Raw genomic sequence first — 19,377 nt, 5'->3', positions numbered from 1 at the left:
CGGCTGGCCGGCCGCCGCCGTTCACCCGGCGACGGTTCGCCACGGTGACCGGCGGCCACACGATTTGGGCACGGCGCCCCGCCGCTTCCCGGCTGCCCGCGCCGCCGCCTTCCTCCGCCCAACTCGGTGAAGTAGCGCTCAACCCCGTTCCGCACAGGCAGCGTTGAGCGCAACCGCGTTCAGGAGCAGTCGTACGTGAGGTCGGTGGCAACCGTGCGGTGGACGGGGGAGAGGATGCGCAGTTCGGCGCGTGCCCTGTAGTGGCCCTTGCCCTGGAAGGTCCACAGGAGGTGCAGCCGTGCCTGTTTCTGGCCTCGGACCACCTTCTCGCGCAGGACGGCCGAGGCGGTGCCGTCGCTTCGGTTCCAGCGGTAGGAGAGCGTGCCCGGGCGGCCGTTCGTGGTGACCAGGCCGACGATGTCGGCGGTGTCGGCGCACCCTACGGTCGCCGGCCGGACCGTGACCTTCACCGTGCTCACCTCGGCGGCCGGCCCGAGCCGCTGCCAGGCCAGGAACGCGATGACGCAGATCAGCACCAGCGCCGGCAGGGCGTGTCTGCGCAGGCGGCGAGGCGGGCGCGCGGGGGGCTGTGGTACGGCGGGCAGCGTCCGGTGGGTACGGTGCGCGACGGCGGCCGTCACCCCGGGGCCGAAGCGCAGGACCGTGCCTTCGACACGGTCCGGCAGCGTCGGCGCGATGGGCTCGACCCCCTTGTGGGTCGGCTCGACGACGGTGTCGGTGCCGTCGGGCTCCGGCCGCTGGATCCAGTGGCTGGCCAGCACGGTGGCGCTGTACTCGGCGTCGGCGGGTCCGGGTTCGTCGGCCGGAGCACGATCCCCTGTGGCGGTGAGGTGGACGGTGGGGGAGTGCGCGTCGACGGGGTCGAGCACGCGGGTGGGCTCGGCGTCCCCGGCGGGTGCGGGCGTGCGGTCGTCGTGAGCGGTCATCGGAGTTCACACTGCCTGGTCAGAATCTGCTGCGAGGCGCCGCCGTCGGCGGAGGCGGGGGTCGTCGTGGACTGCACCGCCCAGTAGCAGCCGCTGTTCTGGAAGGTGTGGTCGACGGCGAGCGTGTACTGGGTGGCGCCGCTGCGCTGGAAGGTCTGGGAACCGTCCGGGGTGCCGAGCGTTCCCGCGGCATTGCTGGTGAACCACGAGACGGTGATGGAGACCGGCCCGGTGCCGTCCGTGGTGACGCCGACGGTCGCCGTGGCCGTGGAAGGGCCCGTCTGCAGGAAGGCCGACACCGTGACGTCCTTGACGGCGGGAGCGGACGGCGGGGACGGAGAGGCACTGGTCGGTGCCGGGTCGGAGGTCGCCCCGCCGGACGTCGTCTCCTCGGACGGGGTCGTCGTGACGGACGCCGAGGGCTCACCGCCGCCGGGTGTCGCCGAGCTCTCCGGGTCCGAGGGCGACACGCTGGGTGATGCGGTGGACGTCGGGGACGAGGACGGGTGGGCCGACGCGGTCGGCGCGGTGGGTCCCTGCGCTGTCACACCCGGCTGGGCGCTCGTGGTGGCCAGGGCCTGACCCGCCTCTTCCGGCGTCGTTCCAGGGGCGTGATGGGCGCCGTAGGTCAGGAGGATGCCCAGGAGCACCGCCGCCGCGGACACCAGCATTCCCGGTCGGCCCGGAAGCCATGACCCGGCACCGCCGTGGCCCGGTGGCCGGCTCAGGACCGTGCGCGCGATGTCCGTGGTGGATTCCGGGGTGCTGCGCGCCGAGGGCAGCAGCAGCGGCAGGAGCGCCACCAGAGCGGCGAGCCGGCCGCGGCCCCGCTCCTCCCAGTCCTGCCCGTAGGCGGTGCCGGCGGCCGCCTCCAGCTCCGTGACGAACGCCGCCGCGTGAGTGGGCCGTTCCTCCGGGGCCTTGGCCAGACCGCGTCGCACCAGCTCGCGCACCGCCTCGGGAACCTCGTCGGCGGGGATGGGCGCATCGACGTGCCGCAGCGCGAGTTCGGCGAGATTGTCACCCGCGTACGGCTTGTGGCCCGTCAGGCACTCGAAGAACGTGGCCGTGGCCGCGTACACGTCGGCGGCGGGAGAGGCGGGCGCGCCGGTCCACTGCTCAGGCGCCATGTAGGAGGGGGTTCCGGCGACACCGACACTCGTGCCGCTGTCCACCGCGATCCCGAAGTCGACGAGCTTGGACGATCCGTCCGGCACGACGAGGACGTTCTCCGGCTTGTAGTCGCGGTGGACGACGTCGACGCGGTGCGCGTCGGCCAGACCGAGCAGCGATCCCTTGAGGATCACGAGCGCGGCCTCGGGATCCAGCGGTCCCTGCCTGGCCAGCAGCGTCCGCAGCGAGACACCGTCCACGAGCTCCATCACGATGGCGGCGCCGTCCGGGCTTTCGACGTACTCGTACAACTCGGCGACGTACGGGCTCTCCAGCCCGCCGAGCAATCGCGCTTCCGCCCTGAACTCGTGCACGAAGTCCTGCCGGGTGCGCAGCGACTCGCTCAGATACTTCACCGCGACCTGCACGCCGGACTCCTCGTGCACGGCCAGTACGACCCGCCCGCTCGCACCGGATCCGAGCTCCAGCGACTCGGTGTATCCGGGCACTGCCCATACGCTCATTCCGCCCCCCAGAACCGCCGCGCCACCGGAATCCCACTCGCCCCGGAGCCTCGCGCCACGCGTTGAGAGACATCTTTTCGGCCACCGCGGTTGCGGCGCACAGTAGCGTGCGCCGCGGACGGCCGGGACGGTGCGCGCAAATGGTGCTCATCACACCTGCCCGGATGCCCACGCCTTGGTCGGCCGCTCTCGCGCAGCAGCCCGCTCCCGTGCCGCAGCGGGACAGTCCCAGCGCCGCCGTGCGGACGGCCGGGGCCGGTTGGGCGGGGCTGAAGCGGGCACGCGTACGGGCCGCCGGAAAGGCGGCCACCCTGGTGCCTCCGGCGCACACGGGAGCGGCGACGCGACTCCCGCCCGGGGCGGCCTCCTGCTCCACGCAGGCGAGCCCGGAGTGGGCCGGCAGGGCCTTGCCCAGGACACCTCTGGGGACGATCGAGCCCTGAGCGTCGCCCGAGAACCGGTGGGCCGTGGGCCAGACCGGGTACGTCGAGCACCAGACGATCACCGCCGCCGGTGGCCCCGCCTGGCCGGCTTCGCCCACATCCTCGTGCCGTGCGCCGTGCGCCGTGCGCCGTGCACCGTGCGCCGTGCCCGTCGGCGACAGCCGCGGTCGCGCCGGCCGTGGTGTCTACGGCCAAGTACGGGGCGATCCTGGTGAAGTAGCCGTATACCGGCCTACGACCCGACCGAGGAGAACGATGACCCAGGCACACGACCACGCGCACACCGATCCCTCGGCATGCGAGTCGGAGCGGCGGCGTATGCGGGACCAGTACCTCCACCCCAGCGGCAGCAGACCGGCGTCGTCGGCCCGAGGACTGCACCACACCGCACTGATCAGCAGCGATGTGGAGAGCACCATCCGTTTCTACCAGGAACTGCTGGAGTTCCCGCTGACCGAATTGATCGAGAACCGCGACTACCCGGGCTCCTCGCACTTCTTCTTCGACATCGGCAACGGCAATCTGCTCGCCTTCTTCGACTTTCCCGGACTGGAGGTGGGGCCGTACGCCGAGGTGCTGGGCGGTCTGCACCACGTGGCGATCTCGGTCGAGCCCGACCGCTGGCGTCATCTGGTCGACAAGCTGAGCCGCGCGGGTGTCGACCACGAGCTGCACAGCGAGGTCTCGGTGTACTTCAAGGACCCGGACGGTGCACGCATCGAACTCATCGCCGATCCCCTCGGGGAAATGTACGGAAGCGAGGTGCTGTGAGTCCGGAGAGGGCGGTCGCCACGGTGACCTGCTGGAACGTCCGGGTCCAGCCGCCGACCGGCCAGGACCCGCCCGCTATCGGGATCGCCTCAGGCCTGCGACGAGGAGCTCGACCAGCCGGCGTGCGTCGTACCGGGGATCGCTGTCGGCGCCGATGCACAGGTTTCCGACGCCGCGCATGAGCTCATAGGCCTTCAGGTCGGATCGGATCTCGCCCGCCCCCGCAGCGGCGTCCAGCAGTTGGCCGCACACGGGCACGAGGCGGTCGATGAAGTAGGTGTGCAGGGTGTCGAAGCCCGCGTCGTCGGATCGCAGCACGGCGGCCAGCCCGTGCTTGGTGACCAGGAAGTCGACGAAGAGGTCGATCCATCGCCCGAGCGCGGCATGTGGAGTCGGGCCGGTCTCGAGCAGGCTCGGACCGGCTTCGGCGAGTGCCTCCACCTGGTGCCGGTAGACGGCGATGATCAGGTCCGCACGCGTGGGGAAGTGACGGTAGATGGTGGCCGTCCCGACGCCCGCCTCGGCCGCGATGTCGCGTACCGGCGCCTCCACGCCCGACGTGACGAAGACCGAGGCGGCAGCGTCGAGCAGAGTCTCCTTGTTGCGCCGGGCGTCCGCCCGTTTGGGCCGTGCCGTGTGCTCCGCGCGACCGTCGCTGTCGTTCACCACGTGTTCCCTCCACCACCGGATTGCTAAACGGGACACTGTTCCGTATCGTCAATCGGGACGGTGTTCCGTTTGCTCATGATGTCAGAGCGCGGGACGGGCCGCCATGTCATGCGTTGCCATCACGCTTCATCCGCAATGGAGGAGACACGGTCATGCAGTACCGCACCTTGGGGCGTACCGGTGTTCAGGTCAGCTCGCTCGCACTCGGCGCGATGAACTTCGGCCGGATCGGGCGCACCGGCCAGGACGAGGCCACCGCCATCGTCGATGCCGCTCTCGAAGGCGGTGTCAACGTCATCGACACCGCCGACATGTACAGCGACGGCGAGTCCGAAGAGATGGTCGGAAAGGCCATCGCCGGCCGACGCGACGACATCGTGCTGGCCACGAAGGCGAACATGCCGATGGGTGACGAGCCCAACCACCGGGGCAGCTCGAGGCGCTGGCTGGTCACCGCACTCGACAACAGCCTGCGCCGCCTCGGTGTCGACCACGTGGATCTCTACCAGATCCACCGGTGGGACCCGAGCACCAGCGACGAGGAGACGCTGTCGGCCCTGACCGACCTGCGGCGCGCGGGAAAGATACGGTATTTCGGCTCCTCGACGTTCCCGGCCTACCGCATCGTGCAGGCCCAGTGGGCCGCCCGGGAGAACCACCTGGGCCGTTACGTCACCGAGCAGCCCAGCTACTCGATCCTGCAGCGGGGTATCGAGTCCCACGTCCTGCCCGTGACCGAGCAGTACGGGCTCGGTGTGCTTGCCTGGAGCCCGCTGGCCTCGGGCTGGCTGTCGGGCGCGATCCGGGCGGGCCGGGAAATCACCACCAGTCGTTCGACGTTCATGCCGGATCGCTTCGACACCAGCCTCCCCGCCAACCGGGCCAGGCTGGACGCCGTCGAGCAGCTCGCCAAGATCGCCGACGAGGCCGGGCTGACCCTGATCCAGCTCGCGCTCGGATTCGTGACCGCGCATCCCGCCGTGACCACCGCGCTCATCGGTCCCCGCACGCTGGACCACCTGCACGCGCAGCTCGCCGCAGCCGACACCGTGCTCTCCGCCGACGTGCTCGACGCCGTCGACGCGATCGTCCCTCCCGGCACCGACCTCGCGGCACATGAGAAGTTCGACACCCCGCCCGCCCTGCTCGACCCGTCACTGCGGCGCCGCTGACCGCCCGGGGGACCGCGCACGACCAACAACCCTCACCAGCGGTCACAACGCTCGATCCACGAGCCCGTGGTGGTGGGCGTCGGGGACGCGGCGCACCGCGATGATCGCGGCATCGTCGTTGAGATGTCCGCCGACGTGGTTGAGGAGATCGCGGCGGAGATGATGCAGCAGCATCTCGGGGCTGGTGTCGGCCCACTGCGCGGCCCGTTGTGTCAGGGGGTAGAAGCTGCCACCGGCGTCACGGGCCTCGATGACGCCGTCCGTGTACAGCAGAAGGGTGTCTCCCGGCTCGAAGGAGAACACGTCGAGGGTGTAGTGGGCCTTTCCGGGGACTGGTCCGCTGATCCCGAGCGGGGGAGCCGGATGCACGACCACGGGGGCGGCGCTGCCGGGGCTGAGCAGCAGTGGTGGGGGGTGGCCGCAGCTGAGGATGCGGGTGACCTGGTCGTCGTCGGGGATCTCCATCAGCAGGACGGTGGCGAACCGTTCCCCGGTTTCCTCCTCCGTCTCCAGGTCGGGCATGTTGCGGGCCATGCTCTGCTCCATGGCCGCGGCCAGGGCGGGCAGGGCTGTGTGATGGTGGGCCGCCTCGCGGAAGGCTCCGATGAGGAGTGCGGCCTCGCCGATGGCGGACAGGCCCTTGCCGCGGACATCGCCGATCATGACCCTGACACCTTCGTCGGTAGGGGTGGCGGCATACAGGTCACCGCCGATCTGGGCCTCGGCCTCGGCGGCCAGGTACAGGCAGGCGATCTTCAGGGGGCCGATCTGCTCCGGCAACGGCCACAGCAGCACGTGCTGTGCGGCCTCGGCCACCAGGCGCACCTGGTCGAGCTGACGTTGCCGGCGCTCGCGCACCACGCAGAAGAACACGATCGTGACGGACAGCACGGCCAGGGAGAGGATCTGCACCAGCACGTTGCGGGAGAACAGCACGCCGAAGTGCCAGCCGATGTACGTCTGGGCGGCCACGGCCAGGAATCCGATCAGTCCCGTCAGCCAGGGGCCGGCGAACGAGGCGGTGATGGCGGGGGCGATGACCAGCAGCGGTCCGAGATGGATGTCGGCCGGGACCAGCTGGTCGACCACGGTGATCACCACGATCAGCGCGATCGGGAACACGAGCAACGCATGACTCGACTGCCACGGGCGTCGTTCGCTGGCCCAGACTTGCCGGACGTCCATGTCTTCCACCTTGCACCGCGGCCGTACCCCAGGCGACTGCGCCACGACACGAGCCCAGGAGCGCCGCTCGACCGACCGAAGCTCCGCCGGCCGCCCCGCCTACGCCGATGGCTCGCGCGCCGCCCTCTTGTGCAGCTCGACGCAGCACACGCCCGTGTGGGGCGCCAGTACCGCGACGGTGTCGTCGTCGCCGGAGCGGGCGAGGTACCCGCACAAGAAGGCGTGGTTCATTCCGCAGACCAGTTCCGGCGCCTGTGCGGCGACCGGGTGGAACGGGCAGTTGTGCAGAACCGTGCGGCCGGTCCCGTCGTCGCCGGGCTCGAAACCGAGTGATTCCAGGAAGGCGGTCGCATGGCCCGCCCTGGCCTCGGCGCCCAGGCTCTCGCCCCGCTCGCGGGCGACGCGAAGAGCAGCCTTCGCGGCATCCTCCTGAGGCCGCTGGGCGGTCACGGCTTCCGTCAGCAGAGAGGCGAGCAGCTCGTGGCTGCGCGGCGGAAGACTGATCGACACCGAGTGCGGGCTGGGCTCGTACACCTTCGGCGCACGTCCGACGCGGCGCGGTCCGTGGCCGCCGTGGCGGGCCTGCAGCAGTCCCGACGTCACCAGCTTGTCGAGGTGGAACGCCGCCAGCTTGCGGGAGATCCCCATCGCTGCCGCCGCCTCTTCACGTGTCACCGGGCGCCTGGCGCGCCGCACGTAGTCGAGCAGTCGCCGCCTCGACTCGTCGCCGAGAACGGCGAGTGCGGCCATCGGGTCGGTGCCGGGGACTGGTGAGGCCCCAGCCGCGGCGGAATCGGACGTCACGCGCCCCACCGTAACTCCATTCCGTGCCCATGAGCGTGGGAGTGACGCGGCACTTGACCGTTGGCCCGAATAAGACCAACAATTGTTGGTGAAACAGCTCCACGGTGAGGTGGCGCATGACGGTGAACAGTGACCTCAGTGATCTGCGTCGGGCGAAGCGACCGGTGAGCGGTGCGCTGGCGGGCCCGTACGGGCATCCCTTCCACCCGGCCTTGGTCACCGTGCCGATCGGTGCGTGGGTGTCCAGCCTGGTCTTCGACATCGGCTCCCGGATCGTGCACCGGCCGGAGTTCCTGGCTCACGGCTCGGCCTGGCTGATCGCCATCGGCGTGCTGGGCGCGCTGGCGGCGGCCGGTGTCGGCTTCCTGGATCTCTTCGCCATCCCCTCCGGCACCCGGGCCTTCCGCACGGGCCTGGTGCACATGGGGCTGAACCTCGCCGTCACCGTCGCGTACGCGGTCGGTTTCGCCTGGCGGCAAGGCGGCGGATACCCGCAGGGACAGGGCGTCGGATACGGGCAGCTGGCGCTCTCCGCCGCCTCGCTGGCCGTCCTCGGCCTGTCCGGATACCTCGGTGGCAAGCTCGCCTACCGCTACGGCGTGCGCGTGGCCGACGAATCCGTGCAGGCCGAGGGCTACCGCTCCCGAATTCCCTCCTGACCGGACCGAACGGGGAGGCGCCCGCGACTCCCCACCGACCCGCTCGACCCCATCGTCCCGGAACCACCGGAGGCCGCCATGGACATCGCCGCTCTCGTCTCCTGGGTTGTCACGGCCCTCGGTGGATTCGTCCTGCTCGCCCGCTGGATCTCACACGGCGGGCTGCGCCAGCAGCAGACCGGCACCACCCGTTTCCCCGCGCCGCTCGTCTTCGGTCACTTCCTGCTCGCCGTCGCCGGGCTGGTCGTCTGGCTCGCCTACCTGGCCGCGGACCGAGAAGCCCTGGCCTGGACGTCGTTCATCATCCTTGTCGTCGTCGCGCTGCTCGGCTTCACGATGTTCGCCCGCTGGGTGCCCGCCTACCGCACCGCTGCCCCGGGCTCCGCCGGAGAGGAGACGACACCTGCGGAACGACACCTGGCCGTTCCCGTCGTCGCGGCCCACGGTCTGCTCGGTGCCGCGACCCTGGTCCTGGTGCTGTTGGCCGCGCTCGGCGTCGGCGGCAGCTGACCCGCTTCTCCTTGCGCGGCCGGTCAGCGGACGGCGTGACGTCCCGTGATCCAGCGGGCCGCGAGGAGTCCGGAGCCGGCGGTGAGGACGACGGCGCCGACCCCTTCGCCGCGCGGGGCATGCCCGTGTCGCTGTCCTGCCGCCCGAACCGGGCACCGGACGGCCGGGCCGAAGGGGCGCCGACCGCCGCAGAACTGCGACGCGCGCTCGAAGAGCGGGGAAGACGACCGGCATGCACATCCGCATCGACGCCGCAGGCCTGCCCGGCCTCACCGGCTTCTGCCCACCAGGATCGACTCGATGGCCTCGGGCATCCCGTGGCCCCGGATCTTCTCCGAGCCGTAGCGGGCCATGAGGCCGATGACGAGACCGCCCGCCACAGGCATCACCAGCAGCAGCCAGCGATGGGCGGTGTCGGCGGGTACGGCCGTGCCGAAGCCGAACCGCCAGTGGAAGGCGAGGTTGGTGATCAACGCGATCAGCCTCAGCAGACCGGCCGCCACCAGGGCGGTGACCGCACCGACGGGCACCGCCAGGGCAGTGATCACGAGGGCGCGTGGCGGGACGTGGGTCAGCACCTCGTCCGCTCGGCGCTCACCCAAGGGCGCCGCGGCATGACGGAGCTGCCCGCCCAGGAGTCGTACTCCTTCGTGTGTCTCGACCGCGGGGCCGCCTGGGAGAACACATTCGGGATCCGGTACGTCACCGACCTGACGGGTGCCCCGCGCGTGGAGTACCGCGTAGGGGGCACCCGGGTGCCGTCGCCGATCACCCGGAGCGTCTGCGGTGAGTGCGGCGGCCAACCACATCCGGATACTGCATCCCGGCCGGGTGTCTTCGGTCCGACGGCGGTCCGGATGACGACACCGGGGCGTTCACCGAGGAATGAGGTGGGGACATGTACTGCTACGACTGTCCCGAGAGTCTGCCGACGGGTGCTGTGGCGGTCTGCGCGCGCTGCGGGGTCGGCCTGTGCCGCGCACACCTGCACGAAGGCCGAGTGGGCATCCAGGACGTCGTCGGCACGGGACGGGCGACGCACGACAGGCCTGTCCGGCACATCACCTGCAAGATCTGCCAGAGTGCCGAGGTCAGTTGACGGTTGACGGTTGACGCCGACGGGGGAGGGGGAAGCCCGCTCCCCTCCGAACCCGCTCGTCACCGGACGCCCTCGACGTCGGGCGGAGGTCAGGCCGCCTGGGATGCCATGGCCAGCGGCGGGGAGCCGAGGACGTCGTCGCCGTACAGGTCCTGCACCCAGGCGGTCTGGTAGACGGTCTCCAGGTACCGCTCACCCAGGTCGGGGGCGATGGCCACCGCGGTCAGCTCCCGTTGCTCCTGCCGAGCCAGCCACGACATCGCGCCGCTGACCACCGTGCCGGTGGACCCGCCGAAGAGAAAACCACGGCCGGCCAGCCGGCGGCAGGCCCGGATCGTGTCGGCCTCCTCCACGCGCACCACGTCGTCGATACAGGATTCGTCCAGCAGCGGTGGGCGCCTGCTGGTGCCGAGGCCGGGAATCATCCGCCTGCCGGGGGCGCCTCCGAAGGTCACCGACCCCACGGTGTCGACGGCCACGACGCGTACCGGCCGGTGCCACTCGCGGAAGTAGCGCGCGCAGCCCATCAGGGTTCCGGTCGTCCCTGCCCCGACGAACAGCACATCGAGATCCGGGAACTGCCGGGCGATGGCCGGAGCGGTCCTTTGGTAGTGGGCCATGCCGTTGTTCGGATTGGAGTACTGGTTGAGCCACACATAGCGGTCGTCGGAGGAACACAACGCACGGACGTGCTCGATGCGCGCGCCGAGAAATCCGCCGACGGGGGAGGGGCGGGTGATGACGTGGACCTCACTGCCCAAGGCCTCCATCATCATCCTGGTCGCCAGGTTGCAGCGGGAATCGGTCACGCACAGAAATCCGTATCCCTTGTTGGCCGCGATCACGCTCAGGGCCACGCCCAGATTTCCCGAGGACGATTCGACCAGCACCGAGCCCCGCGTCAGCAGGCCGTCACGTTCGGCGGCCTCGACCATTTCGGCGGCTGCCTTGAGCTTGATCGAGCCGGCGAAATTGAATCCCTCGCATTTGAGGAACAACGGATGCTCGAGGATTCCCTCGAGGTCGACGTAGAGATCGTCCTCGTTGAAGTCCTGAGGGGCGGATATGACGGGCATGGTCATCTCCTCGACGATAGGCCTCCCGGAACACCTCCAGTACGCCCGATCCGCACCCGTGGTGTCATGCCACCGAAACTCGGGGCTTGACATCCGCCGTTCGCGCTCATACGCGGGGAGGCGGATTGTCGGAGATCGAGAGCCGGCGTGGCAATGCGGGGAAATCGGTCGGTTATCAGGGGCAGTAATCGGTGTCAAGTCCCGAACTTCAGGAGCAGGACAGAAACTCCCGCGACAGGCGTACTGGAGAGGCGGGCGTCACGAATACGTGCGCACCGACCGACGCCGACCCCAATGCCGCCAAGGAGTTCCCGTGCCAGAGAAAACCGCGGACGCACGTGCGGCCGATCCGGCCGACATCTCGACCTTCCAGGACGAAGGGACCGCCGCTTCGGCGGCCGGCACCGAAGGGCTTCTGGCCGAGGTGCTGGCGGGTGTCATCCAAGTCGAGCAGGTGCCGCTCCACAGTCACTTCTTCACCGACCTGGGCGCTGATTCCCTGGTGATGGCGCAGTTCTGTGCGCGGGTGAGGAAGCGGGACGACCTGCCGACCGTCTCGATGAAGGACATCTACCGGTACCCCACCATCCGGAACCTTGCCGCCGCGCTGGCCGACACCGCGCCCACCCCCGCTCCCGTGCCGTCCCCGGCCCCGGCCGCGGAGGCGTCGCCGGCACCGGCACTGGCCCGGACACCGGCCGACGCAGGGGCTGCGGCCGCCACAAGGCGGTACATCGTCTGCGGAATGCTGCAGTTCCTCTTCTTCCTGGGCTATTCCTGCCTCGCGGCCCTCGCGGCCGCCGAGAGCTACGAATGGATCTCCGCCGGGTCGGGTCCGCTCGACCTCTACCTGCGATCGGTCCTGTGCGCCGCCGTGGGCTTTGTGGGCCTGTGCGCCGTGCCGATCGTGGCGAAGTGGACGCTCATCGGCCGCTGGCGGTCCGGCGAGTTTCCGCTGTGGGGCATGGCCTATCTGCGTTTCTGGGTCGTCAAGAGCCTGATCCGCAGCAGCCCGCTGCGCCTGTTCGCCGGTTCACCGCTCTACGCGCTCCACCTCCGGGCGCTCGGTGCGCGGATCGGCACAGGCGTCACGATCCTCACCCGCACGATCCCGGTCTGCACCGACCTGCTCACCATCGGGGACGGCACGGTCATTCGGAAGGATGTGCTGCTGTCCTGCTACCGAGCCCAGGGCAGCCTGATCCAGACCGGCCGGGTCACGCTGGGCAGCAACGTGCTCGTCGGCGAGCACACGGTCCTCGACATCGATACCTCGATGGGCGACGGCTCCCAGCTGGGCCACGCCTCCTCCCTGCACACCGGCCAGGTCGTGGCCGCCGGTGAACGCCGGCACGGCTCGCCGGCACAGCAGACCCACGTGGACTACGGGACGGTGGGCCCCGCCGACTGCCCCACACGCAAGAGGACCGCATACGGCGTCCTGCAACTGCTGAGTCTGGTGCTGGTGTGGCTGCCGCTGACGCTGGGCGGCATGAGCGCGGTGCTGGCCGGCGTCCCGCAGTTCGACGGGCTCCTGAACCCCCGGCCGCTGACCGACCCGGTGTTCTACGTCGACGCCCTCGTCATCTCCGTGACCGTCTTCATCGGTTCCGTACTCGCCGGGCTCCTTGTCGTGGGTACCGTGCCGCGCGTCCTCAACCTGGCCGTCAAACCCGGCACGACATATCCGCTGTACGGCTTCCACTACGGCATCCAGCGGGTGATCGCGCTGATGACCAACAGGAAGTTCTTCACCACGCTCTTCGGTGACAGCTCCGCCGTCGTCCACTACCTGCGCTACCTCGGATACGACCTGTCCGGCGTCCAGCAGACCGGGTCGAACTTCGGCACCGAGGTGCAGCACGACAACCCCTACCTGAGCTCCGTCGGCACCGGCACCATGATCGCCGACGGACTGTCCCTCGTGAACACCGACTTCTCCAGCACCTCCTTCCGCGTGTCCCGCACGGCGATCGGACCCCGGAACTTCCTCGGCAACCGCATCGCCTACCCCTCACAGGGCAGGACCGGTGACAACTGCCTGCTCGCCACGAAGGTCATGGTTCCCGTCGACGGTCCGGTGCGTGAAGGCGTGGGCCTGCTGGGCTCACCCAGTTTCGAGATCCCGCGCACCGTGATGCGGGACAACAGGTTCAACCACCTGGAGACCGGCGAGGAACTGCGCCGCCGCCTGGCCGCCAAGAACAGGCACAACGCCGCCACCGCCGGCCTCTACCTGTCGGCGCGGATGTTCCACCTCTTCGTGATCACCCTCATCACCATGGCTGCGGCAGACCTTTATCACTGGCTCGGCCCACTGGCGATCGCACTTGCCAGCGTCCTGTCCCTCGCGTTCACCGTCGTCCATTTCGCGCTCGTCGAGCGGGCGTCCACGCGGTTCAAGCCGCAGAAGCCGCTGTACTGCTCGATCTACGAGCCCTCCTTCTGGCGTCATGAACGCTTCTGGAAGATGGCCTCGGTCGACTACGTCCAGGTGTTCAACGGCACCCCCTTCAAGAACGTGATCTGGCGACTCCTGGGCGCCCGGATCGGCAAGCGGGTCTTCGACGACGGCTGCTTCTTCCCGGAGCGCACCCTCGTCACCATCGGCGACGACACCACGCTGAACGCCGGATCCGTGGTCCAGTGCCACTCGCAGGAGGACGGCGCCTTCAAGTCCGACCGCAGCGCCCTCGGCAGCGGCTGCACCCTCGGGGTCGGCGCCTTCGTCCACTACGGCGTGACCATCGGCGACGGCGCCGTGCTCGCCCCCGACTCATTCCTCATGAAGGGCGAGGAAGTCCCCCCGCACACCCAGTGGGCAGGCAATCCGGCCCACGTCACCAACACCGTCCGTGCCTACGACAACTGACACTGAGTCAGGAGGACCGGGCCCGCGACAGCAGCATCGAGCAGAGGAAGCGATCCGATGGACACGCCCCCGAACCCCACCCGAAACCCCCTGGAGTACTGGCGCGGGCTGCTGACGGCCGGCGGATTCACCCCCGTCCCGCGCTGGACCCTCCACCCGGAGCCGGGCGTGGGCCAGTACGAGACACAAGCTCCAGACAGCACCGTCACCGGGCTGCGCCGACTCGCGGACGAAATGGCGATGCCGCTCGAGTCGCTTCTGCTGGCGGCACACACCAAGGTGCTCGCGACAATGTCCGGGGAACAGCAGATCACCACCGGCTACGTCACCGAGGGCGGCCGCCTCCTGCCGTGCCGGCTCACCTCCTCACCCGCCTCATGGCGGGAACTGCTGCACACCACCCACCAGACGGCCGCCGACCTGCTGGCGCACCAGGACGTGGCGGCCGAGGAGCTCGGCGCTCTGAAGCGCGAACTGGGCCTGACCGGGTCGTTGTTCGAGTCCATCCTCGATCCCGCCACGGTCGACGGAGACCTCACCGAGGACACCGCCCTGCGGGTGGGGATACGGCACCACGAAGGCCGACTCGTCGTGCGCCTGAAGTACCGCACCGACCGGCTCGACTCCGGCGGCGCCGCCCGTATCGCCGGCTACCACCTGACCGCACTCGCGCTGATCACCGCGGACCCCGGTGCCGAACACGGACGCCAGAGCCTGCTGTCGGACGAGGAGCTGCGTTACCAGCTGGAGCAACTCGCTGGGCCCGAAAGGGAGTTGCCGGACGCGAGGGTGCATGAACTGTTCGAGGAGCGGGTGCGGATGCATCCCGATGCCGTCGCCGCCGTACACGCCGGCCGGCAGTTGACCTATGGCGAGCTCAACTCCCGTGCCAACCGCGTGGCGCGCGCTCTGACAGCCCGCGGTCTCACCCGTGAAGGCGTCGTCGCGGTGGTGACCGAGCGCAACCTGGACTGGCTCGCCGCCGTCCTCGCCGTGTTCAAGGCCGGAGGCGCCTACCTCCCCATCGAGCCGCACTTCCCGGCCGAACGCATCGCCGCGACCCTCTCCCGTGCCGACTGCACCCTCGTACTGACCGAACCCGGCAGCACCACCACCCTCGACCAGGCACTCGATTCCCGGCCCGGAGCCGAGAGACTCTTCGTCGAAGCGGCCTACGAGGAGGACCACGCGGACGGCGATCTCGGCATCCGTGTCACCCCCGACCAGCTGGCCTACATCTACTTCACCTCCGGCTCCACGGGTGAGCCGAAGGGCGCGATGTGCGAACACGCCGGGCTGCTCAACCACATGTACGCCAAGATCGACGACCTGGGGATCGGCGAGGGGCGGGTGGTGGCGCAGACCGCGCCGCAGTGCTTCGACATCTCCCTGTGGCAACTGCTCTGCGCACTCCTGACCGGCGGGCGGACCCTGCTGGTCGAACAGGACGCCATCCTCGACGTGTCCCGGTTCCTCGACACGATCACCGACGGTGGAGTCGGCGTTCTGCAGGTCGTGCCCTCCTACCTGGAAGCTCTCCTGACCGAGCTCGAGCGGCGCCCTCGCGAACTGCCGGACCTGCGCTACCTCTCGGTCACCGGAGAGGCACTGAAGAAGGAGACCGCCGAGCGCTGGTTCATCGCCCAGCCCCGGATCGGGCTGGTCAATGCCTACGGGCTCACCGAGACTTCGGACGACACCAACCACGACGTCATGCACCGGGCGCCGGAACGCATCCTGCTCGGCCGCGCGGTGAACAACGTGCGCGTCCACGTCGTCGACGAAAACCTCGCCCCCGTGCCCCTGGGCGCCCCGGGTCTGATCGCGTTCTCCGGGGTCTGTGTCGGCCGCGGCTACATCAACGACCCCGAACGGACCCGAGCGGCCTACCTGCCCGATCCGTACCGGGCCGGCACGCGGCTCTACCTCGGCGGCGACTACGGCCGCTGGCACCCGTCGGGAAAGCTGGAGTTCCTGGGCCGTCGCGACGCCCAGGTCAAGATCCGCGGCTTCCGGATCGAGATCGGCGAGATCGAGAACGCCCTGCTCCGTCTCCCCGGTGTCCGCGACGGTGCGGTGGTGGTCGCCGAACGCCCCGACCGGAGTCAGCACCTGGTGGCCTTCTACTCCGCCCCGAAGCCCATGGACCCCGGCACCCTCGCGGACCTGCTGGGCGCCTCGCTGCCCGAATACATGGTCCCCGCGGCCTTCCACTGGCGGGAGAGCCTGCCACTGACCCCCAACAGCAAGACCGACAAGAAGGCGCTGACGGCGCGCGCCACCCAACTCGCCGCCCGCGAGAACGACCACGAGCCACCGGCCACACCCACCGAGCAGCGGCTGGCGGCCGCCTGGGGGCACGTCCTCGGCGTGCCTCAGGACCGCATCGGGCGCGGCGACCACTTCTTCGGCCGCGGCGGCACCTCACTCTCGGCCGTGAAGCTCGCCATCGCCCTGGACCGCACCGTGTCGCCGAAGGACATCACGGCCCATCCGGTCCTCACCGACCTCGCCGCGCTGGTCGACAACCGAACAGAGCACCGCTCGGCCCGGCCCATGACCTCGTCGTGACCGGCATCGCAAGGGAAAGCACCATGTCCTGCCCGACGTGCGACCTCACGGGCGACCTGAATCCCGGGAAGCCCCCGATCCTGCACGTTCACACCTCCGACGACGCGCCGGCCCGGGCGGCGGAACACCGGCGCGCGCTGCGCGTCCTCGCCATCGAACACGGAGCGGACCTCGCACGGGGCCTGCGGCCGGTCGACGCGGACCGCGCCTGTGCCGTCCTGCACGGTCCGGCCCCGGCCCCGATGACGGACCGGGAGTCCTTCGCCGCCCGACCGGACCTACGCGCCGGGTGTGCACTCGTCCTCGACGTGGCCGCCCGACCCGCCGATGTGTATGCGCCACGAACCCAGCTGCACGCTTCGGCCCCAGGCCTGTTGGTGTTCGCCTGCCCGACCGCACCCATCACCGGCGGAGCCACCGCCCGAGATCCGCGAACACCTCGTCGACGTCTACGGCGCCGAGTCGCTGCCGTTCAACACGCGCTTCGGCGGAGGCGACCCCGTCGGCCCGGACACCGTCCGGCTCCTCAACGACGCCCATGCGGCCCACACCGTCCGCGAGCCGTGGCGGGCCGGCGACCTCGTGCTGGTCGACAATGTGCGCACCGCACACAGCAGGGAGGCCTGCCAAGGACCACGTGAAGCACTCGCCGCCCTGGCCGAGCCGCTGAGTCCGGCTCCGTGCCGCCACCGCCGCGACGAGCGCCGGATGACCGCCGTCCGTTCCACCGCCATGGAGCCCGTCATGACCCAGACGCCCACCGTGCCACCGTTCGCAGTGATCTCCGGGGCCCAGGTGCAGCGTGCCCTGCGGGGCCGCGAACCGCAGGTCGTGGACCTCGTCGAGGCCACCTACCGGCTGCACGCCGCGGGAGAGTCGGTCAACCCTCCCTCCTATTTCCTGCGCTTCCCCGACCGTCCCTCCTCCCGGATCATCGCGCTGCCCGCCTCGATCGGGGGAGCGGCGCCGGTGGACGGTCTGAAATGGATCTCCAGCTTCCCCGACAACGTCCAGGCCGGCATCCCCAGGGCGTCCGCCGTCCTGATCCTCAACGACCACGACACCGGCTATCCCTTCGCCTGCCTGGAAAGCTCCATCATCAGCGCCACCAGAACCGCCGCTTCCGCCGCACTGGCCGCCGACCGCCTCACCCGTGACCGGCAACGTCCCACCCGGATCGGGTTCTTCGGTACGGGGCTGATCGCCCGTTACATCCACACCTTCCTGGCCGCCATGGGCTGGTCCTTCGACGAGATCGGCGTCCATGACCTGTCCGAGCACAGTGCCGCGGGCTTCCGTGACCACCTCCGGCAGACGGGCACCGCCGCGCGGATCACCACGTGCGACCGCCCCGAGGAACTCATCCGCTCCAGCGACCTCGTCGTGTTCGCCACCGTCGCGGGCGAACCGCACGTCAGCGACCCGGATTGGTTCGACCACGACCCACTGGTCCTGCACGTCTCGCTGCGTGATCTCGCGCCCGAGATCATCCTCGCCTCGGCCAACATCGTCGACGACGTCGACCACTGCCTCAAAGCCGACACCTCCCCGCACCTGGCCGAACAGCTCACCGGCAACCGTGACTTCCTGGACGGCACCCTCGCCGACGTCATGACCGGGCGGGTGACGCTCCCCACCGACCGGCCCCTGGTGTTCTCGCCCTTCGGCCTCGGGGTGCTCGACCTCGCCGTCGGCAAATTCGTCTACGACGAGACGGTCCGCTCTGGACAACTCCACGTCATCGAGGACTTCTTCCACGACCTGCGCCGGCACGGGTGACGATCCGCTCGATTCGGCCTGATTCCTCGCGACTGCGTTCGAGTATCCGCGAGTCCGCGTAATTCACCCCGGGTCTGTTGAAAGCGGAATCCGTGCAAGCGCTTGCTGACGTCATGATGTGACCGCTGCGTGGGGAGACGCGGCAGGCCTTGGGGGGTCATATGGAGTCTTTGCGTGCGCCGGGGGCGGGGGATCCCGATCGGGTCGGGCCCTACCGGGTGGTGGGCCGGTTGGGGGCCGGCGGCATGGGGCGGGTCTATCTGGCCCGGTCCAAGGGTGGCCGTGCGGTCGCCGTGAAGGTCGTACGGCCCGAACTCGCCGAGGACCGGGAGTTCCGGCAGCGGTTCGCCCGAGAGGTCGCCGCGGCCCGCCGGGTCAACGGCGTGTTCACGGCAGGCGTGGTGGACGCGGACCCGGAGGCGGACCCGCCGTGGCTGGCCACCGCCTATGTGCCCGGCATCTCGCTGGACACGGCCGTCGCCCGGCACGGGGCCTGGCAGGCCGGTCCGGTGACGACACTGGCCGCCGGGCTCGCCGAGGCCCTGGAGGCCATCCATGCCGCGGGGCTCGTCCACCGAGACCTCAAGCCGTCGAACGTGCTGCTCGCCGCCGACGGTCCCCGCGTCATCGACTTCGGCATCTCGACGGCCACCGAGGCGAGCGCGATCACCCGTACCGGGGTGGTGATCGGCACCCCCGGGTTCATGTCACCCGAACAGCTGACCGGAGAACCGGTCGGACCGGCGAGCGACGTGTTCGCCCTGGGCGCGGTCCTCGCGTTCACCGCCTCGGGCTCCGGTCCCTTCGGCACCGGGTCGGCCCAGGGCCTGATGTACCGCATCGTCCACGGTCAGCCCGACCTCGACGCGGTGCCCGGGACGATTCGCGGCCTGGTGGCGCGCTGCCTGGCCAAGCGCCCCGAAGACCGGCCGACCGTGGGCGTGCTCCTTTCGGAACTGATCGACGCGGCAGGCGCGGCACGTACGGCGCTCCTGTTCACGAACGCGTCATGGCTCCCGCCGCTGGTGGCCTCGGCGGTACGGGACGCACGGGACGGTGCGGGGGCGGGCGGCGCGACCGGATCCGGGGCGACGGTGCCGAAGTCGCCCCCCACGGGTGGGTTTCCGCCGGACGGCACACCACCTCAGCCCGGGCCCGTCGCCGGCTCGGCCCACCAGGCGCC

At 70.1% G+C, this 19,377-nt stretch carries 16 protein-coding genes and 2 pseudogenes; 10 read left to right on the top strand and 8 right to left on the bottom strand.

Annotated features, from left to right (window positions below; all coding sequences use genetic code 11):
• Window positions 1-179 precede the first annotated feature (179 nt).
• The 3 genes and pseudogenes from ACFW2E_RS17860 to ACFW2E_RS17850 all read right to left on the bottom strand — a co-directional run.
• Window positions 180-947: a hypothetical protein gene (locus tag ACFW2E_RS17860; RefSeq protein WP_384467403.1), complete on the bottom strand. Its 768-nt coding sequence runs from the start codon at window positions 945-947 to the stop codon at window positions 180-182.
• The gene (locus tag ACFW2E_RS17855) at window positions 944-2,584 is read right to left on the bottom strand and encodes a serine/threonine-protein kinase (RefSeq protein ID WP_384467401.1); all 1,641 of its coding nucleotides are present in this window, start codon (window positions 2,582-2,584) and stop codon (window positions 944-946) included. The genes ACFW2E_RS17860 and ACFW2E_RS17855 overlap by 4 nt, the downstream gene beginning before the upstream one ends.
• Window positions 2,585-2,789: 205 nt before the next feature.
• Window positions 2,790-2,975, bottom strand: a pseudogene (locus tag ACFW2E_RS17850) (IclR family transcriptional regulator); the annotation flags it as partial.
• Between the two features lie 307 nt (window positions 2,976-3,282).
• Between ACFW2E_RS17850 and ACFW2E_RS17845 the strand changes: the two are divergent.
• The gene (locus tag ACFW2E_RS17845) at window positions 3,283-3,798 is read left to right on the top strand and encodes a VOC family protein (RefSeq protein WP_384467399.1); all 516 of its coding nucleotides are present in this window, start codon (window positions 3,283-3,285) and stop codon (window positions 3,796-3,798) included.
• Between the two features lie 75 nt (window positions 3,799-3,873).
• Here ACFW2E_RS17845 and ACFW2E_RS17840 read toward each other — a convergent pair whose 3' ends face one another.
• Window positions 3,874-4,464, bottom strand: coding sequence for a TetR/AcrR family transcriptional regulator (locus ACFW2E_RS17840; RefSeq protein WP_384467397.1), 591 nt, complete (start codon window positions 4,462-4,464; stop codon window positions 3,874-3,876).
• A gap of 155 nt (window positions 4,465-4,619) precedes the next feature.
• On the opposite strand from ACFW2E_RS17840, the gene ACFW2E_RS17835 reads away from it, so the two are divergent.
• Window positions 4,620-5,639, top strand: coding sequence for an aldo/keto reductase (locus ACFW2E_RS17835; RefSeq protein ID WP_384467395.1), 1,020 nt, complete (start codon window positions 4,620-4,622; stop codon window positions 5,637-5,639).
• A gap of 42 nt (window positions 5,640-5,681) precedes the next feature.
• Here the strand turns inward: ACFW2E_RS17835 and ACFW2E_RS17830 are convergent, their stop codons facing one another.
• Together ACFW2E_RS17830 and ACFW2E_RS17825 are read right to left on the bottom strand one after the other, a co-directional pair.
• Window positions 5,682-6,824 carry a PP2C family protein-serine/threonine phosphatase gene (locus tag ACFW2E_RS17830; protein ID WP_384467393.1) on the bottom strand — a complete coding sequence of 381 codons (1,143 nt, stop codon included), beginning with the start codon at window positions 6,822-6,824 and terminating at the stop codon, window positions 5,682-5,684.
• A gap of 99 nt (window positions 6,825-6,923) precedes the next feature.
• On the bottom strand, window positions 6,924-7,628 hold the full coding sequence (locus tag ACFW2E_RS17825; RefSeq protein WP_384467391.1) for a helix-turn-helix transcriptional regulator: 705 nt from the start codon (window positions 7,626-7,628) through the stop codon (window positions 6,924-6,926).
• A 116-nt stretch (window positions 7,629-7,744) separates the two neighbouring features.
• On the opposite strand from ACFW2E_RS17825, the gene ACFW2E_RS17820 reads away from it, so the two are divergent.
• Complete coding sequence (locus tag ACFW2E_RS17820) at window positions 7,745-8,287, top strand: DUF2231 domain-containing protein (protein ID WP_384467389.1); 543 nt, start codon at window positions 7,745-7,747, stop codon at window positions 8,285-8,287.
• 78 nt (window positions 8,288-8,365) lie between these two features.
• Window positions 8,366-8,797: a hypothetical protein gene (locus tag ACFW2E_RS17815; protein WP_384467387.1), complete on the top strand. Its 432-nt coding sequence runs from the start codon at window positions 8,366-8,368 to the stop codon at window positions 8,795-8,797.
• A 269-nt stretch (window positions 8,798-9,066) separates the two neighbouring features.
• Here the strand turns inward: ACFW2E_RS17815 and ACFW2E_RS17810 are convergent, their stop codons facing one another.
• Entirely contained in the window at window positions 9,067-9,399 is a 333-nt protein-coding gene (locus ACFW2E_RS17810) for a hypothetical protein (protein WP_384467385.1), read from the bottom strand.
• Window positions 9,400-9,695: 296 nt separating this feature from the next.
• Here ACFW2E_RS17810 and ACFW2E_RS17805 point away from each other — a divergent pair, with 296 nt between their 5' ends.
• Window positions 9,696-9,896, top strand: coding sequence for a DUF2180 family protein (locus tag ACFW2E_RS17805; RefSeq protein WP_384467383.1), 201 nt, complete (start codon window positions 9,696-9,698; stop codon window positions 9,894-9,896).
• 89 nt (window positions 9,897-9,985) lie between these two features.
• Here the strand turns inward: ACFW2E_RS17805 and sbnA are convergent, their stop codons facing one another.
• Window positions 9,986-10,972 carry a 2,3-diaminopropionate biosynthesis protein SbnA gene (gene sbnA / locus ACFW2E_RS17800; RefSeq protein WP_384467381.1) on the bottom strand — a complete coding sequence of 329 codons (987 nt, stop codon included), beginning with the start codon at window positions 10,970-10,972 and terminating at the stop codon, window positions 9,986-9,988.
• Between the two features lie 313 nt (window positions 10,973-11,285).
• Here sbnA and ACFW2E_RS17795 point away from each other — a divergent pair, with 313 nt between their 5' ends.
• The 5 genes and pseudogenes from ACFW2E_RS17795 to ACFW2E_RS17775 form a co-directional block, all read left to right on the top strand.
• Window positions 11,286-13,844 carry a Pls/PosA family non-ribosomal peptide synthetase gene (locus ACFW2E_RS17795; RefSeq protein ID WP_384467379.1) on the top strand — a complete coding sequence of 853 codons (2,559 nt, stop codon included), beginning with the start codon at window positions 11,286-11,288 and terminating at the stop codon, window positions 13,842-13,844.
• Between the two features lie 57 nt (window positions 13,845-13,901).
• Window positions 13,902-16,415, top strand: coding sequence for an amino acid adenylation domain-containing protein (locus tag ACFW2E_RS17790; protein WP_384467377.1), 2,514 nt, complete (start codon window positions 13,902-13,904; stop codon window positions 16,413-16,415).
• A 327-nt stretch (window positions 16,416-16,742) separates the two neighbouring features.
• A pseudogene (locus tag ACFW2E_RS17785) lies at window positions 16,743-16,997 on the top strand (hypothetical protein); the annotation flags it as partial.
• A 126-nt stretch (window positions 16,998-17,123) separates the two neighbouring features.
• Entirely contained in the window at window positions 17,124-18,194 is a 1,071-nt protein-coding gene (gene sbnB / locus ACFW2E_RS17780) for a 2,3-diaminopropionate biosynthesis protein SbnB (protein WP_384467405.1), read from the top strand.
• 245 nt (window positions 18,195-18,439) lie between these two features.
• Window positions 18,440-19,377 (top strand): serine/threonine-protein kinase (locus ACFW2E_RS17775; protein WP_384467375.1); only part of this gene is annotated, 938 nt, incomplete at its 3' end.

The organism is Streptomyces sp. NPDC058964 (genome assembly GCF_042741275.1).
GTDB lineage: Bacteria > Actinomycetota > Actinomycetes > Streptomycetales > Streptomycetaceae > Streptomyces.
This window is presented reverse-complemented; position numbering and strand designations above follow the sequence as displayed.

Coding starts and splice junctions, on each gene's coding strand:
- ACFW2E_RS17845 (WP_384467399.1), top strand. CDS start 3,283: ATGACCCAGGCACACGACCACGCGCACACCGATCCCTCGGCATGCGAG.
- ACFW2E_RS17790 (WP_384467377.1), top strand. CDS start 13,902: ATGGACACGCCCCCGAACCCCACCCGAAACCCCCTGGAGTACTGGCGC.
- ACFW2E_RS17860 (WP_384467403.1), bottom strand. CDS start 947: ATGACCGCTCACGACGACCGCACGCCCGCACCCGCCGGGGACGCCGAG.
- ACFW2E_RS17805 (WP_384467383.1), top strand. CDS start 9,696: ATGTACTGCTACGACTGTCCCGAGAGTCTGCCGACGGGTGCTGTGGCG.
- ACFW2E_RS17815 (WP_384467387.1), top strand. CDS start 8,366: ATGGACATCGCCGCTCTCGTCTCCTGGGTTGTCACGGCCCTCGGTGGA.
- ACFW2E_RS17820 (WP_384467389.1), top strand. CDS start 7,745: ATGACGGTGAACAGTGACCTCAGTGATCTGCGTCGGGCGAAGCGACCG.
- ACFW2E_RS17830 (WP_384467393.1), bottom strand. CDS start 6,824: ATGGACGTCCGGCAAGTCTGGGCCAGCGAACGACGCCCGTGGCAGTCG.
- ACFW2E_RS17835 (WP_384467395.1), top strand. CDS start 4,620: ATGCAGTACCGCACCTTGGGGCGTACCGGTGTTCAGGTCAGCTCGCTC.
- sbnB (WP_384467405.1), top strand. CDS start 17,124: ATGACCGCCGTCCGTTCCACCGCCATGGAGCCCGTCATGACCCAGACG.
- sbnA (WP_384467381.1), bottom strand. CDS start 10,972: ATGCCCGTCATATCCGCCCCTCAGGACTTCAACGAGGACGATCTCTAC.
- ACFW2E_RS17855 (WP_384467401.1), bottom strand. CDS start 2,584: ATGAGCGTATGGGCAGTGCCCGGATACACCGAGTCGCTGGAGCTCGGA.